Annotated in this window: 16 protein-coding genes; 10 read left to right on the top strand and 6 right to left on the bottom strand. The window is 61.0% G+C overall.

Annotated elements, in window-relative coordinates; all coding sequences use genetic code 11:
* The first annotated feature begins 8 nt into the window (after positions 1–8).
* From V1T76_RS02030 to V1T76_RS02000, 7 genes are read left to right on the top strand one after another with little or no spacing between them, the layout of a single operon-like run.
* Complete coding sequence (locus V1T76_RS02030; RefSeq protein ID WP_330558953.1) at positions 9–1,094, top strand: ABC transporter ATP-binding protein; 1,086 nt, start codon at positions 9–11, stop codon at positions 1,092–1,094.
* Complete coding sequence (locus V1T76_RS02025; protein ID WP_330558952.1) at positions 1,091–2,446, top strand: aminotransferase family protein; 1,356 nt, start codon at positions 1,091–1,093, stop codon at positions 2,444–2,446. The genes V1T76_RS02030 and V1T76_RS02025 overlap by 4 nt, the downstream gene beginning before the upstream one ends.
* Before the next feature lie 9 nt (positions 2,447–2,455).
* The gene (locus tag V1T76_RS02020) at positions 2,456–3,385 is read left to right on the top strand and encodes a 3-keto-5-aminohexanoate cleavage protein (protein WP_330558951.1); all 930 of its coding nucleotides are present in this window, start codon (positions 2,456–2,458) and stop codon (positions 3,383–3,385) included.
* Positions 3,386–3,387: 2 nt separating this feature from the next.
* Positions 3,388–3,876 carry a GNAT family N-acetyltransferase gene (locus V1T76_RS02015; protein WP_330558950.1) on the top strand — a complete coding sequence of 163 codons (489 nt, stop codon included), beginning with the start codon at positions 3,388–3,390 and terminating at the stop codon, positions 3,874–3,876.
* Entirely contained in the window at positions 3,873–4,895 is a 1,023-nt protein-coding gene (locus V1T76_RS02010; protein ID WP_330558949.1) for a histone deacetylase family protein, read from the top strand. Before V1T76_RS02015 ends, V1T76_RS02010 begins: the two co-directional genes overlap by 4 nt.
* The gene (locus tag V1T76_RS02005; RefSeq protein WP_330558948.1) at positions 4,892–5,992 is read left to right on the top strand and encodes an NAD(P)/FAD-dependent oxidoreductase; all 1,101 of its coding nucleotides are present in this window, start codon (positions 4,892–4,894) and stop codon (positions 5,990–5,992) included. Before V1T76_RS02010 ends, V1T76_RS02005 begins: the two co-directional genes overlap by 4 nt.
* 36 nt (positions 5,993–6,028) lie before the next feature.
* Positions 6,029–6,379, top strand: a complete 351-nt coding sequence (locus V1T76_RS02000) for a RidA family protein (protein WP_330558947.1) — start codon at positions 6,029–6,031, stop codon at positions 6,377–6,379.
* A 170-nt stretch (positions 6,380–6,549) separates the two neighbouring features.
* Here V1T76_RS02000 and V1T76_RS01995 read toward each other — a convergent pair whose 3' ends face one another.
* Positions 6,550–6,744, bottom strand: a complete 195-nt coding sequence (locus V1T76_RS01995; protein ID WP_330558946.1) for a hypothetical protein — start codon at positions 6,742–6,744, stop codon at positions 6,550–6,552.
* Complete coding sequence (locus V1T76_RS01990; RefSeq protein WP_330558945.1) at positions 6,741–8,348, bottom strand: FAD-dependent monooxygenase; 1,608 nt, start codon at positions 8,346–8,348, stop codon at positions 6,741–6,743. The genes V1T76_RS01995 and V1T76_RS01990 overlap by 4 nt, the downstream gene beginning before the upstream one ends.
* A 91-nt stretch (positions 8,349–8,439) precedes the next feature.
* Between V1T76_RS01990 and V1T76_RS01985 the strand changes: the two genes are divergently transcribed.
* Positions 8,440–9,150: a helix-turn-helix transcriptional regulator gene (locus tag V1T76_RS01985; protein WP_330558944.1), complete on the top strand. Its 711-nt coding sequence runs from the start codon at positions 8,440–8,442 to the stop codon at positions 9,148–9,150.
* 17 nt (positions 9,151–9,167) lie between these two features.
* Here the strand turns inward: V1T76_RS01985 and V1T76_RS01980 are convergent, their stop codons facing one another.
* A complete protein-coding gene (locus V1T76_RS01980) occupies positions 9,168–9,986 on the bottom strand; it encodes a helix-turn-helix domain-containing protein (protein WP_330558943.1) in 819 nt (272 codons plus the stop codon).
* A gap of 133 nt (positions 9,987–10,119) precedes the next feature.
* Here V1T76_RS01980 and V1T76_RS01975 point away from each other — a divergent pair, with 133 nt between their 5' ends.
* Positions 10,120–10,530, top strand: a complete 411-nt coding sequence (locus V1T76_RS01975; RefSeq protein WP_330558942.1) for a hypothetical protein — start codon at positions 10,120–10,122, stop codon at positions 10,528–10,530.
* A gap of 12 nt (positions 10,531–10,542) precedes the next feature.
* Complete coding sequence (locus V1T76_RS01970; RefSeq protein ID WP_330558941.1) at positions 10,543–10,863, top strand: DUF1330 domain-containing protein; 321 nt, start codon at positions 10,543–10,545, stop codon at positions 10,861–10,863.
* A gap of 110 nt (positions 10,864–10,973) precedes the next feature.
* Here the strand turns inward: V1T76_RS01970 and V1T76_RS01965 are convergent, their stop codons facing one another.
* From V1T76_RS01965 to V1T76_RS01955, 3 genes are all read right to left on the bottom strand, one after another.
* A complete protein-coding gene (locus V1T76_RS01965; RefSeq protein ID WP_330558940.1) occupies positions 10,974–11,765 on the bottom strand; it encodes a transporter in 792 nt (263 codons plus the stop codon).
* Between the two features lie 136 nt (positions 11,766–11,901).
* On the bottom strand, positions 11,902–13,857 hold the full coding sequence (locus V1T76_RS01960; protein ID WP_330558939.1) for a multiheme c-type cytochrome: 1,956 nt from the start codon (positions 13,855–13,857) through the stop codon (positions 11,902–11,904).
* An 88-nt stretch (positions 13,858–13,945) separates the two neighbouring features.
* The gene (locus V1T76_RS01955) at positions 13,946–14,941 is read right to left on the bottom strand and encodes an HAD family hydrolase (protein WP_330558938.1); all 996 of its coding nucleotides are present in this window, start codon (positions 14,939–14,941) and stop codon (positions 13,946–13,948) included.
* Positions 14,942–15,009: the final 68 nt, after the last annotated feature.

Raw genomic sequence — 15,009 nt, 5'->3', positions numbered from 1 at the left:
GAATTTGCGTGAGTGAGGTTTCCCTCAAAAATATCGTCAAGAAGTTCGGCGGCTTTACTGCTGTTCACCGGATGAGCATGGACATCCCGGACGGAAGCTTCGTCACGCTGCTCGGCCCCTCCGGATGCGGCAAGACGACGACCCTTAGGATGATCGCCGGACTGATCGACCCCACCGAAGGCGACATCACCATCAAGGGCCAGCGCATCAACGATGTGCCGATCCACAGGCGGAACCTTGGTCTCGTCTTCCAGAATTACGCGCTGTTTCCGCACAAGACGATTGCCGAAAACGTGGCTTTCGGCCTGAAATACCGCGATATCTCCAAGGCGGATGCTGAAAAGAAGGTGTGCGACGCGCTGGAACTGGTGCAACTGCCCCACGTCAGCGACCGCTATCCCAAGCAGCTTTCCGGCGGCCAGCAGCAGCGTATCGCCCTGGCGCGGGCCATTGTCATTGAGCCCGACGTCCTGCTGCTGGACGAGCCGCTGTCTGCCCTCGATGCCAACCTGCGTGAGGACATGCGCGTGGAACTCAAGCGTATCCAGCACCAGATCGGCATCACCACGGTCTTCGTTACCCATGACCAGTCCGAAGCGCTTGCCATGTCCGACAGGATCGTCGTCATGTCCAACGGACGGGTGGAACAGATCGGCACCCCGCAAGAGGTCTACAACACACCTGCGAGCGAGTTCGTCTCGCGTTTCCTGGGCATCTCCAACATCCTGCCAGCCACATGCAAGGCGGTAGACGGGCAGGACCTGTCTCTCGAACTGCCTCACTTCGGCAAGATCAGAGTGCCGAAGGAAAAGGCCCCCAACGTGTCGCAACCCGGTCCTGCACAGCTTGTGATCCGGGCAGAAAAACTTCTGCTGGCGGAAAAAACCGCTCCGGCGGATGATCGCATCGCACTCGACGGCAAGGTCGAGGCGGTGGACTACCAGGGTCAGGCGGCACGGTATTTCGTGCGTGTCGGCGACCAGCAGCTTCAGGTGATCAACATGATCGATCAGCATCCCTTTCAGGAAGGCTCCGACGTTTCCGTTCGCTTCCGCCCGCGCGACTGCGCAGCTCTGCCGGGAGCTGCCACATGAGCCGTCCGCAAACCTCTCATCTGTTCTACCAGTCCCGCCAGCGCCGACCCGTTCTGGACCAGGCGCGCGGCGTCTACATGTGGGACGTCGACGGCAAGCGCTATCTCGACGGCTCTTCCGGGGCGATGGTCTGCAACATCGGCCATTCCAACCCGCGCGTGCTTGAGGCAATGCGCAAGCAGATGGACAAGTCCACCTTTGGTTATCGCCTCCACTTCGAAACCGAACCGGCTGAACTGCTGGCCTCCAGGACGGCCGCGCTGGCGCCTGAGGGGCTGGAAAAGGTCTTCTTCGTTTCCGGTGGCTCGGAAGCGGTGGAAAGTGCCATCAAGCTGGCTCGCCAGAACGCGATCGCGATTGGTGAGGCACAGCGCTACAAGATCATCTCGCGCGAACCGAGCTATCACGGTTGCACGCTCGGGGCGCTGGCCCTGACAGGCTACGCGCCGCTCACCGCCCCCTTCGACCCGATGATGCGGCCGATGCCGAAGATCCCGGCACCGCGTGCCTATCTCGACGGGCTGGACCCGGACGATGAGGCAACGGGGCAGCATTATGCCGACATGCTGGAGGCAAAGATCCTGTCCGAAGGCCCGGAAACGATCCTCGCCTTCATCGTCGAGCCGGTCGGCGGCGCCTCCACCGGCGCGCTTGTGCCGCCGAAAGGCTACATGCAGCGCATTCGCGAGATCTGTACGCGCTACGGCGTCCTGCTGATCCACGACGAGGTCATGACCGGAGGCGGGCGCACCGGTAAATTCTTCGCCGGCGAGCACTGGAATGTGGATCCGGATATTCTGGTCATCTCCAAGGGCTTTGCCGCAGGCTATGCACCCCTCGGGGCGATGATCGCGCACAAGGACATTGTCGCCAACGTGCTCGACAATGGCGGTTTCCTGCATGGCTTCACCTATGCCGGCAACCCGCTTGCCTGCTCTGCCGGTCTTGCGGTGCTGGAGGAGGTCGAGCGGGAAAACCTCTGCCAGAACGCTGCTGAGACCGGGGCGCTCCTGAAGCGCGAACTGAAGAAGCTGATGGATCGTTATTCGATCATCGGCGACGTGCGCGGCGAAGGTCTGCTGCTGGCCTTCGAACTGGTTGAGGACAGGGCAAGCCTGAGACCGCTTGCCAAGGAGTTGAACGCCTTCAACGAGCTCGTCGACATTGCCTACGAGAACGGCCTGATCATCTATTCCCGCAGAACGCGAGGCGGTTACAGCGGCGATCATTTCCTGATCGCGCCACCCATGATCTCGACCGCGGATCATGTTGCCGAGATCATCGAAGGCCTTGACCTCTCTCTCAGCCAGTTCCTCGACAGGATATCGAAGCAACAGGCCAGAGCCAGCTAACATAAAGACATGACAGACAAGATCATCATCACCTGTGCCATCACGGGCTCCATTCACACGCCCACGATGTCGCCCCATCTGCCGGTAACGCCCGCTGAAATCGCAGGCCAGGCCATCGGCGCCGCCGAGGCGGGCGCGGCCATCCTGCATCTTCATGCGCGCAACCCCGAAACGGGGCAGCCGTCTGCCCGGGAAGCGGATTTCATGGCCTTCTTACCGGAGGTCAAGGCGGGCTGCGGCGCGGTGCTCAACCTGTCCACTGGTGGCAGCGCCATCATGAGCCTGGAGGACAGGCTTGCCGGGCCGCTGAAGGCCGAGCCGGAAATGTGTTCGCTCAACATGGGGACGATGAACTTCGCGCTCTATCCCCTGGCCGACCGCTACGACACGTGGGTGCACGACTGGGAGCAGCCTTTCCTGCGCGGCACGGACGATCTCGTCTTCAAGAACACGCCAAAGGACATCGAATTCGTGCTCACCCAGATGGGACAGCAGCGCGGCGCGCGCTTCGAGTTCGAATGCTACGACGTCGGTCACCTTTACATGCTGCGCCACTTCGCTGACCGCGGGCTCGTCAAGCCGCCGTTCTTCATCCAGTTCGTCTTCGGTGTTCTGGGCGGCATCGGCGCCGACCCGGAAAACCTGCAGCACATGAAACGGATGGCCGACAAGCTGTTCGGCGACGACTATCTGTTCTCCGTCCTTGCGGCTGGCCGGCAGCAGATCCCCTTTGCGACAATTGCCGCCAGCATGGGCGGTCATGTGCGCGTCGGGCTGGAAGACAATCTCTACATTGCCAGGGGCGAACTTGCCCGCTCCAACGCGGAACAGGTCGCCAAGATCCGAAAGATTGTCGAAGAACTCGGACGCAAGGTTGCCACACCGGAGGACGCCCGGCAAATGCTTGGCCTCAAGGGCGCGGGCGGGACGGCCTTCTGATCATGAGTGGCATTACGATCAGGCGGGCGGAGCGGGACGATGCCGAAAGGCTTCACGAGGCACTGCTCCAGCTTTCAGCCGATATGGGCGACACCCATGTTGCCAGTCTCGATGATGTAATTCGCCATGGCTTTTCAGAAGCCCCGGCTTTTTTCGCGCTGCTAGCAGAACGAAACGCTGACGGCCGGACACTCGGAGTTTTGCAGGCCTCGCCGGTCTTTTCGACCACACGCGGCGGCACCGGTCTCTACGTTTCCGACCTCTGGGTCGATGGTGAGGCGCGCGGAGAAGGTCTGGGCCAGCGCCTGCTTGCCGCGAGCCTCGACCTTGCCCCTGAAAGCTGGACACCGGTCTTTCTGAAACTCGCCGTTTATCACGACAATCCGGATGCGCGCCGTTTTTATGAACGGCTCGGTTTTACGCCTCGGGAAGGGGAAACCGTCTTCGATCTGCGCGCACCGGCACTCGACAAATTGAGGCAACGCTCATGAAAGCCATTTTTGACGACCGCCAATGGGCGCATGATCCCAAGCACTTCATGGCAAATGGAACCAGACTTGCCAATCCGGAGCAGCCGAGGCGTATCGAGGTTCTGACCGAAGGGGCGAAGGCTGCCGGCTGCCGTTTCGAGGTTCCTGACGATCATGGCCTCGGGCCCATCGCAGCGCTTCATTCGCCGGAATACCTGGTGTTTCTTCAAACGATCCATGACCGCTGGAGTCGGATCGAGGGCGCTTCCGACGAGGTTATCCCGAACATTCATCCGGACAGGCGCACGGCAAGTTATCCGCGCTCGGCAGTCGGTCAGGCCGGTTTCCACCAGGCCGATACCAGTTGCCCCATCGCCGCGGGCACCTGGGAGGCGGCTTATTGGTCTGCCCAAAGCGCAATTCACGGCGCGGACTTGATGGCAGCCGGGGAGCAGGCCGCTTACGTGCTGTCGCGCCCGCCCGGCCACCATGCCTTTGGCGATCTGGCGGGCGGCTTCTGTTTTCTGAACAACTCTGGCATTGCCGCCGAAAGGCTTTTGAAGGCAGGCAAGCGGCCGGCGATCCTCGACATCGATGTCCACCACGGCAACGGCACGCAAGGCATCTTCTATGAGCGTGGTGACGTGCTCACCGTCTCGCTGCATGCCGATCCGGTACGGTTCTATCCGTTCTTCTGGGGCCACGGACATGAGCGCGGCGAGGGCGCCGGTCGAGGCTGCAATCTTAACCTGCCGCTGGTGCGCGGCACGGGGGACGACGCCTATCTGAAAACTCTGGAAACGGCATTCGATCATATCAGGGCTTTCGGCACCGACGTTCTTGTTGTTGCCCTGGGGCTTGATGCCTACGAGAAGGATCCCCTAAAGGGGCTGGCTATCACCACGTCCGGCTTCGGACGGATCGGTGCCGCTATCGCGAATCTCGGCCTGCCGGTGCTGTTCGTGCAGGAGGGCGGCTACCTTTCGGAAGAACTGGGCCAGAACCTCACCAGTTTTCTGAAAGGGTTCCAGGACGCATGATCGAGACATCGGACTTTCTGATCATCGGCGGCGGCATCGCCGGCACAGGGGCTGCGGCGCGGCTTGCACCGGAAGCGAAAGTCACCGTGCTGGAAATGGAAGATGCGCTCGGCCGCCACGCGACCGGCCGCTCGGCTGCCATCTTCATCCGCAACTACGGTAATGCCACCTTGCGGGCATTGAATGCCGCTTCCGAGCCGGTTCTGAAAAACCCGGAAGGGATTTCCGACGAAAGCCTGCTGTCGCCCCGGGGCGAAATGCTGATTGCGACCGAGGACGAATTGGACGCGTTCAAGGCCTATCTCGACGGCGCCGAAGATATGGACGTCCTGACGGCGGACGAGGCCGTCGCCCTGTTTCCATTGCTTCGCAAGGAGAGGATTGCCGCTGCCGCCATCGAGCGGGACGCACAGGATATCGACGTCGACCGGTTGTTGCAGGGCTTTGCCCGGCTTGCACGCAAGGCCGGGGCGCGCTTCGTGACGGAAGCACCCGCGCAGCGCATTCTCAGGAGTGGAGACAAGTGGCGCGTCGAAACGCCCAAGGGCGTGTTTGAGGCTCCGGTCCTCATCAATGCCGCCGGGGCCTGGGCCGATCAGATTGCGAATCTAGCAGGCGTTCGCAAGATCGGCCTCGTGCCCATGCGCCGCTCGGCGGCCATCGTGCCGCCGCCGGATGGTGTCGATGTCACGAAATGGCCGCTTGTCGCCAGTGCGTCGGAGCAATGGTACGCCAAGCCGGATGCGGGAAAGTTCATGGTCTCGCCCGCCGATGAAGATCCTGTCGAACCGCACGATGCCTGGGCGGACGACATGGTTCTGGCTGAAGGCCTGCACCGCTTCGAACAGGCCGTGACCATGCCCGTTATGCGCGTCGAGCGGAACTGGGCGGGCTTGCGCAGCTTCGTTGCGGACCGCACACCTGTTGTCGGTTTCGCACCGGACGCGGAAGGGTTTTTCTGGCTTGCCGGTCAGGGCGGCTACGGCGTACAAACGGCACCGGCGCTGTCCCGGCTCGTTGCGGATCTTTGCCTCAAATACCCGAGCGAACTGCCCGAAAAGGTCGTGGCCGCTCTCGATCCCGCCCGCTTGTTCTGAGCGGGCGTCTCTTTCAAGACTAGAAGGAATTCAATCATGTCCGACATCAAACGGCTGGAAGTTGGCCCGCGCATGAGCCAGGCTGTCATCCATGGCGGTCTCGTCTATCTCGCTGGCCAGGTCGGCAATCCGGGCGACACTGTCACCAACCAGACCCAGACCATCCTGGAGCGCATCGATGCTCTTCTGGCGCAGGCCGGAAGCGACAAGAGCCGCATTCTTCAGACGACCATCTGGATGGACGACATGAAGGACTTTGCCGAGATGAACAAGGTCTGGGACGCCTGGGTCGATCCGGCCAATCCGCCGGCACGCGCAACCGGTGAAGCCAAGCTGGCCGCGCCGGAATACAAGGTCGAGATCATCGTCATCGCGGCGCTGGCCTAAAGCGCTATCGATAGAGACCCCGCCGATTGGCGGGGTCGGTTCAACGAACCGGAATCAGACGCACCGGCGTCATCCCGGCCAAGCGCAGCGCGAGCCGGGATCGGGGAGGTACTGAGGCAATTTTTTTGAAATCTCTCTAACGAGAGGCTCCGTTCAAAGAAATCCGCCGCTCAACTGCGCTGACATGATACTTCGAGATTGCTGGCAGCTTCGGCAACAAGTGAACGTGCACGACCGGCATCGGCGATCTCATGCGCCAGCAGCAAGGCGAGCTTGGCGAGGTAAAGCTCCCGGTGATCGGGCCCGATGGCGTCGAGCTGTTCGGCCAAAGCCTCGTAAACAGATTCCAGATCGGCGTGCGTCATGCTTGTCCTCCAGCGACTACAAGCTCGAGAGCTGCGCGGACTGCCTCTGGCGAAGCGGTTTGCCAGCGCGCAGCGATATGCATGTCAGGCCGGACGAGATAGGCGCTGCCGGGTGTCGCCGCCAGCACTTCAGCTGCTTCCGAGCCCGGCTGCAGCACGATCAGGGTGAGGTCGAGGCCTTCAAGCTGATCTGCCAGCGCCATATCGAACGTAATCAGCGAAAACCCGTCGCCGAGCAGGTCGGACAGGAAACTCTCACCAACGCGGGCGTTCGGCAAGACCGCACCGGGTTTTGGCCCACCGTCGAAGCCATCCTCATCGGCAGTGACAATCGGACTGTCGGCATACGTATAGGGTGTCATCTGGCGCGGATTGGCAAGTTCTCCCGCAAAGGGATGGCTGAGCGAGAGGTTGAGCGCTGCATCGCGCATCAACTGCCAGCCTGCCGTTGGTGGTGTCATGAAACGGGCAGATCTGGAGGCGTTCTGAAACACATCCAGCGTCGCGCCGCGCCGCTCGGGCGTATAGCTGTCGAGCAGGCGAGGGCCGGCTTTGCCTTTCAGCACCCAGGCCAGTTTCCAGGCGATGTTATGGGCATCGGCAAGACCGTTGTTGAGCCCGCGCACGCCGAAGATCGGCACGATATGCGCGCTGTCACCGATGAAGAACACCCGGCCGTCGCGGTAGTCGTCCAGTGCCAGGGTGTTGGCCGAATAGATGCTCCACCACTCCAGGTCCCAGTCCCCGTCATGACCGATTTCCGCAAGAACCGCCGCCACGGAGGCACGTACGGTGTCCTCGCGGATTGCCTCGGCTTCGTCTTCGCCCTCGCGAAGCTGATAGTCGATGCGCCAGATGTTGTCGGGCTGCTTGTGAAAAAGGATCGTTCCGCCGCGGCGGCAATCCGGATCGAACAGGGCGCGTCGGATAGTCGGGTAATCATGCTCCATCTGGACGTCGGCAATCACGTAGCGGCCTTCAAAATTCTCGCCCTTGAGCCGCAACCCGCGCAGCCCCCTGACGGTGCTGCGTGCGCCGTCTGCTGCCAGCAGCCAGTCACAGTCGATCTGGTAGCTGTCGAGCGGGTCCTGGACCGTCAGGCGGACGCCTTCTTCAAGGTCATCAAGTTCGGTGACGCGGCTTTGCCATCTCGTTTCGATCAGCGGCTCCTGCTCGATTGCATCCCACAGGTACTGCTCGATGTATTGCTGTTCGAGATTGTACATCGGCCGGTACTTTTCGCGCGGACTGTCCGGCATTTCGAATTCGAGGATCTGCCGGCCGCGATAGAAGCTGCGGCCCTTGGTCCAGCCCAATGATTTTTCCACAAAGGGTTCCACAGCACCGAGCCGGTCCAGAATGTGGTAGCTCTGCCGGGCAATGCAGATCGCACGGCTGCCGTCGTTGAAGGTGGCCTTCGCATCGAAGAGGACGGAGGCAATTCCTTCCCGAGCCAATGCCAGCGCGGCTGTCATGCCGACCGGCCCCGCACCGGCAATGGCGACACGGACAGGCCGGGTAAGATGGGCACGATCCGAAGGCGGATCGAAATGCGGATAGGTGAAATAGAGCGAGTCCGTTTCGGCACGTCCGGCTGGCCTCATCTGCGTGTCCTCCCTGATTGTCGAGGGAAGATTAGGAGGCGGGGCGTCCGGTGTCTGTCCCCTTTTGGGGAGGACATGCTATCAGCATCTCATGAGCACATCGGACGGACACAGCACTGCCTGTCACATCGAAGCCTGCCTCGCGGATCTGGGCACGGTCCGGTTTGCCCAGACCTTTGTTGCATTTGTCGAAACGCTTGGCGTCGACCAGATCATGGTGTTTGCCATCGAGGGCACACAGGCGCGCTGCCTGTTGTCCTGGCACTTCAGCCGCTCGGCCATGGCCGGGAAACTTGCCGAGACCTATCTCGACGGCTGGTTTCTCAAGGACCCGCTGCTGCCGGACCTGATGGACGCACCGATCCATTCCGTGACCTTGCGCCGGTTGGACGAGATCGCCTGCCGGATGAGCTCGGACTACCGGAAGCTCTTTTTCGAAAATCCCGGCATGCTGGCGAAAACAACACTGCTCGCAGTCGGAGAAAGGCTACACCTTTTCGTCAGCCTCTATCAAAGCGATCCGGCCGCTCCCCTGTGTGACTCAGATCTGGCGCGTCTCGCCGGACGGCTGGCTCTGCTCCATTTCGAAAAGGCATCGGACACGGACCTGCCACCACCTCTTGCGGCGCTCAGCGAGCGTGAGCGATCGGTATGTCTCGGCATCCTGTCCGGACGCAAGGCGGAGGCGATTGCGGCGGATCTGGACGTTGCCCCGTCAACGGTGATCACCTACCGCAAACGCGCCTACGCCAAGCTTGGCGTTACCTCCAGAGCGGGGCTATTTGCGATCTGCGGGAGGTAGCCCAGGGTGCAAGCGGTTCAGGCATCTCCGCCAGCGGTTCCGTTTGTCATGGCCGTCATCTGCCGTGCGGTTTCCGCATCTGCCGGAAAGAACGCTTCAATAGCGATTTCGGACAGGGTGACATCCACTGCTGTGCCAAACACCGTCGTCGTGCTCAGGAAGCTCAAGGTTCCTTCGAGGCCTCGCAGATAAAGCGGAACGGCGATGCGCCCTTCCGAAGGAGAAGCATGGTTCCTTGATTTATGAGCGGAAGCAGGCGCCATCGCGACAAGTTCGTCTCTCAGCGCAGCAAGTTTCGGATCGGCGGATTGTTCGACTTCGTGTGCCAGGCGCGCAAGGATATGCGTGTGCCATTCGCCGAGATTGAGGATCCGCGAGGCCAGTCCGTCAGGGTGCAGACTGAGGCGCAGGACGTTTACCGGTGCTTCCAGAAGGTGGGGTGCGACACCGTCCAGCAGCGCAAAGACCGCCTGATTGGCGGCCTGCAGCTCCCAATAGCGGTTCACTGCAAGGGCGGGATGGGGCATATGCCCGTCGAGAATCTTACGAACAAGGGCTGTTGCCGAGGCAAGTTCTGGTTCCCCCAGATCGTGCTGCGGATAGTGTGGGGCATGGCCTGCAGCAACGAGAATGGCGTTGCGTTCGCGCAAGGGGATATGCAGATGCCCGGCCAGGTGCATCACCATGTCCCGGCTCGGGCGCGATCGCCCGGATTCCAGAAAACTCAGGTGCCGCTGAGAGATATCCGCTTCGCTCGCCAGCGCGAGCTGGCTCATCCGCCGGTGCTGTCGCCATTGACGCAGCAGATCGCCCGCAGTCTCCATAGTTCGCTTCATGATCGTCACCTTGCCGGGGTGGGTTCGGAAATTCAATTACCTGCCAAGTAATCGACTTCAGAACATCGGTTGGCAATCCTTTCGCCATCGCCGCCCGCACTGTGCGGGTGGGTTTCACGAATGGAGAGAGACGATGACCAAACCGAACACACCTGTTTCCCTGAAGATGGTTCTGCGGTTAGACGCGCTCACCTGCGCAGTGACGGGGTGCCTGCTTGTTGGGGCATCGGGATGGATTGCCGGATTGACGGCGCTTCCCGCCGGCCTTCTCTTCTGGGCAGGGCTGGCCCTGTTTCCTGTGGCGGTATTCATGGCGATCTTTGCGTACGCGGATCAGGTGCCCGGCTGGGCGTCCGGTCTGATTGTCACCGGCAACCTTCTCTGGGCTGTCGCCAGTCTGCTGTTGCCGATCACCGGTCTGGTTTCGCCCAACAGTCTGGGGTGGGCGTTTCTTCTGGTTCAGGCCGTTGCCGTGCTCTGTTTTACCTGGCTGGAGTGGAAGGCCGCACGGCTTCAGCCGGTCGTCGCGCAACCGCTTGCGTGAGGAGGCCGGACCATGACCTGTTATGCCGTTGGCCATCTGCGCGAAGTCGACATGGGGCCAGACATCGTCGCCTACCTGGAAGGGATCGACGCGACCCTGGCACCGTTCGATGGCCACTTCATCATCCACGGCGGCGAGAAGCATCAACTTGAAGGCGCGTTTCGGGGAGACTTGATCGTGATTGCCTTCCCGGACCGGGAAGACGCCGAGGCCTGGTATGCGTCGCCAGCCTACCGGGCAATCCTGCCTCTACGCTTGAACCAGGCGGTGGGGGAGGTGTTCCTCATCGAAGGGGTGGGGGAAGACCACAAGGCAACCGATGTGTTGCTGTGATGTCGCGGCACCCGTGTCGCACCAAAGGCAAAGGCCGGTCCCCGGTGAAGGGAGCGGCCTTTTTGATCTGATGTCTTTCGTCCGCAATTCGTGCTTGAAACGATTGGCTCTTATTTCGGGAAGAGAAACGTGACCGCGGCGCGTGCACCGAAGCCGTCCGGACCGTTGTCCGAACTTGCCGCGTAGTAGCGAACACCCGCCTGCAAGCTGATGGGTTGCTTGTCGATCGTCACGAGTTTGGCAACCATGGCATTGATCGGCACCGACCATTCGTTCGACGTCCAGTCGTAGGTGGTTTCCGAGTTCAGCGTGAACGTCCAGGCGTCCTTGGTCGTGTAGGACAGGAACGGTTGCAGGAAGGTCGAGTTGACGTCGCTGCGGTTCCCGTCGCCCGCAAAGGACCAGACATGGTTGGCAAGTCCACCGTAGGTCCAGGGACCGGACTGACGCAGGACAACGCCTGTCGGTCCCGCGCCCCATTTGCGAGTGCTCAACAGATCATCGGTGCCTGTTGGCAGCAACATCACCGGACCGAGACCCCAGATGATCCCGCCCGCAGTCGGTTCCTTGGGTGAAAAGAAGAAGCTCTGCGTGGTATCGCTGAGACCGAACTGCGTGCCTGAATTCCCTGCGATATCGTCCTGCCAGACCACGGGCACGATCGTCCGCGAGATCAGGTTCCAGTGCTCGTTGAGTGAAATCGGAATAACCGGCTGAATGTTCAGCGTGACCTTGTCGCCGTCCGACGGACCAAATCCGTGATCGTAGTTCCATTGAAACGGCACGCTGATAAGCGATGCCACGGGATTGGAGAGCTTCTTGGCAAGGTCGGCGTCTTGAGCGCCTGCCGGCGTCACCTGGCAGAACAGCGCGAGAGCTCCCACGACAAACAGCTGCTTCATGTTACGTGCCTTCCATGTCCAGGGCCGCTTGTTGCCGTAGCAGGGCCCGATCCTCAATGAGACCCAGATGTGTCGTCTGGATGCGGCGGATGTATTTCTGGAAAAAGCAATCTGAAGTATAACATACCTTCTTGTTCTATTGTTGCGAAAGCTGCTGTCTGTAGGACTGGAGCGTCGGGTCGGACGGATTGGCAACCAGAGCCTTTTGCAGACTGAGCTGCGCTCCCGCCATGTCGCCAACTGCCATCTTGATGCGCACCTGCATCACCCAGGCGTTGACCATTTGCGGATCCAGCAGGGTGACTTCCTCAAAGGCTGCTATGGCTGCCGGGATATTGCGAAGGACGAGCGCCGTTCCGCCCAGCACGAGCTGAGTTTCCGGAAAATCAGCCTTGTTTGCGAGCGACCGTTGCCATTCGGTGGTGGCACTGGAGGCAGCCTCGGCCATTTTGCCGGGTATATGGGCAATCGGAGCGCCGATCATAAGGCGGGCTGCCGCAATCCGTACGGATTTGACCGGGTCACTCAAGGCAGGAATGATCCGGGGAAGTCGCTGGGGTGGCGGTACCTGCTGTTGCAGCGCCAGCGCCCCGGCGCGGACCATTGGCTCCGGATCTGCGAACAGGTCGGTGACAGCCTCGGCAATCTCCGGTGTCGCGACAGGCAGCAGCAGGTCCAGCGCACTCGCCCGTACGATTCCCGGGTAACTCGCCTGATGCGCGACCGCCAGAAGGTCGGCAGCGTTCACGCCCGGGTTCTGCCGCGCGGCTGAAAAGATCTCCGCGAAATGCGGGCCGCGGTGGAGGCTGTCCGGAAACTGCTTTTCAAGTTCTCCGGCAGCCCATGCGGCGGACTTGTCGTCGTGGCAATCGTTGCAGGCATTGGGCGTTCCGAGCTTTTCAGAAAGATCCGGCCGTGGAACGCGGAAGGAATGATCCTTCCGGCCATCGATGCCCATATAGACCCGCTCGATCATGTGGCAGGATTTGCAGGCGGCACCAGGCGTCGCCGGCTGGTGGAAATGATGAGAAGGATCGTCATAGAGCTTGGCAGTCAGCGACGGAAAAGCCTCGTTGCCCGCAGGGCTGTGACACTGGGTGCAAACGGCGTTGCCCTCTGCACGCAGTTCTCCGCTATGCGGCTCATGGCAATTGCTGCAAGTCACGCCCTTGGCGTACATTTTCGACTGCAGGAAGGAGCCGTAGACATAGACCTCATCGAGGATCTGCCCGTCGGCGTGATAAAGGCCTGCACGAAGCGGTGACAGTCTGTAGGCGTCATGGAAAGGAGTACCCGGCACCGGATTGCCATCCTCAAAGGCTTCGCGGCGTGAGTGACAGCCTGCGCATTGCTGGATTTCTGCTTCCGGCCGACCTTGTTCAAAAACCGGCAAAAGACCGGACGGGCCGGTTCCCGGGAAGGGGCTTTGGGCATATGTCTCCGGGTCTTTCGCCCAGGCAAGATGAGCAGCGCCCGGACCGTGGCACGCTTCACATCCGACCCCGATTTCCGCCTGCCGGCTGGTATAGGTTCTGGTTCCAGGGTCGTAGTTCTTTTCAAAGCCAGTGGCGTGGCACTCCGCGCAGCGGGCGTTCCAGTTCTTGTAAGGACCGGTCCAGTGCAGGCCGTCTTGCGGTGGAGGTGCATCGTCACCGTAAAGGTGATACCAGCGCTTGTTCTCCTGGTCCCACACCACATCGAAAGACTGCACCCGGCCTGGTTCGATTTCGACCAGATACTGCTGCAACGGCGCGATCCCGTCGACGCCGATCACCTTGAAGGTCTGCGTCTTTCCCGGAACGTCGCTTGTCTCGATGAAATAGTCGCCGTCGCGCATAAAGAAGCGGCTCGTGCGCCCCTTGTGCGTGAACTCGGAATTGTTGAAGTCCGCGTCGACCGTGTCCGGGCCGGGCTCCATCCAGGCTTTGGAATGGTGTGAGCGGCGCCACGCGCTGGCTTCCGCTTCATGACAGCCGGTACAGGCGGGAGTGCCGGCATAGTCCGGAACAGCTGGAGACAGGTTTTCGGCAGCGATGGCGCTCTGAAGCCAGAGCGTTGCAATGAGCGCGGCGAGCAATCGGGTGAACAGCATTCTGGGCGCTCAAACCTTTCCATCGTATCCGCCGGATAACGCGAGAGGTCTGCGTCTGCCGGCACCAAATCGTATCTTTCCGGCGGATCTAGTCCGGAAAGATCTGCTTCCAGTCGTCTTTCATGCTGATGATATGCCACCCTTCCTTGGAGGCGTCGTCCAGGCCCTTGCTCAGCATCCCGAAATGGGTATCGCGATCATAGGCATATTCCCTGACTGCATCGTCGTGATGGACGAACATGCCGAGGCGCTTGCCGGATCCGGCGGTCGCGTATTGCAGCATCTGATAGTCGCCGTCGGAGTTGCCGAAGGCTGCCAGCGGGCGCTTGCCGATGTGGGTCAGGATGCCCACAGGCTTACCCGCCTTGTCGTCGATAAAGGCGATCTTGGGTGTCCGCATCAAGGTGGGGACGCCGTCGATGACCTTGTATTCCGTCACGATGGACGAGCCGACCACCTGCTCGGGCGGTATGCCGTAAACCCTCTCGGTCCATGGGCGCATGAATTCGATGCCGCCACCGGAAACGATGAAGGTCTTGAAGTCGTTGGCGCGCAGATAGGCGAGAAGTTCGAGCATCGGCAGATAGACAAGGTCGGTATAGGGCTTGTCGAACCTCGGGTGTTTGGCGGTTGCGATCCAGTCGGTGACCGTCTTTTCGAACGCGTCGGTGCTCATGCCGGCATGGGTGGCAGCGATGATTTCCATCAAACCCTTTTCGCCGGCCTTGCCGAGGGCTTCCATGTCGTTTTCCAGAACGGCCTGGAACGGCTGGGTCGTCTTCCATTCCGGATGGTCCGGCGCCATGGCCTTTACCCGGTCGAGTGCAAAGACAAGCTGGGTGTACATGGGATGCTCCACCCACAAGGTACCATCATTGTCGAAGGTGGCGATCCGGTCGCCCGGTGCCACGTAGTCCGCACCGCCTTCCGTCGTGACAGCTTCGACGAACTCTACGATTGCCTGCTTGTTTGCGCCATCGTTCCAGGACGGCAACGGATCGGATTGGGCCAGGGCTCCCGCCGCCGAGACGCTGACCGCCATCAGGCAAAGCACCAACGTTCTGAAGAGAGATCTGGCTTTCATAGCTGGGACCTTCCGATATGGTGATTTCTGGCTGCTATCCGCCCCGTCACTGATCGGGGCGGATATCG

The sequence above is a fragment of the Roseibium sp. FZY0029 genome, assembly GCF_036350355.1.
Lineage (GTDB): Bacteria > Pseudomonadota > Alphaproteobacteria > Rhizobiales > Stappiaceae > Roseibium.
This window is presented reverse-complemented; position numbering and strand designations above follow the sequence as displayed.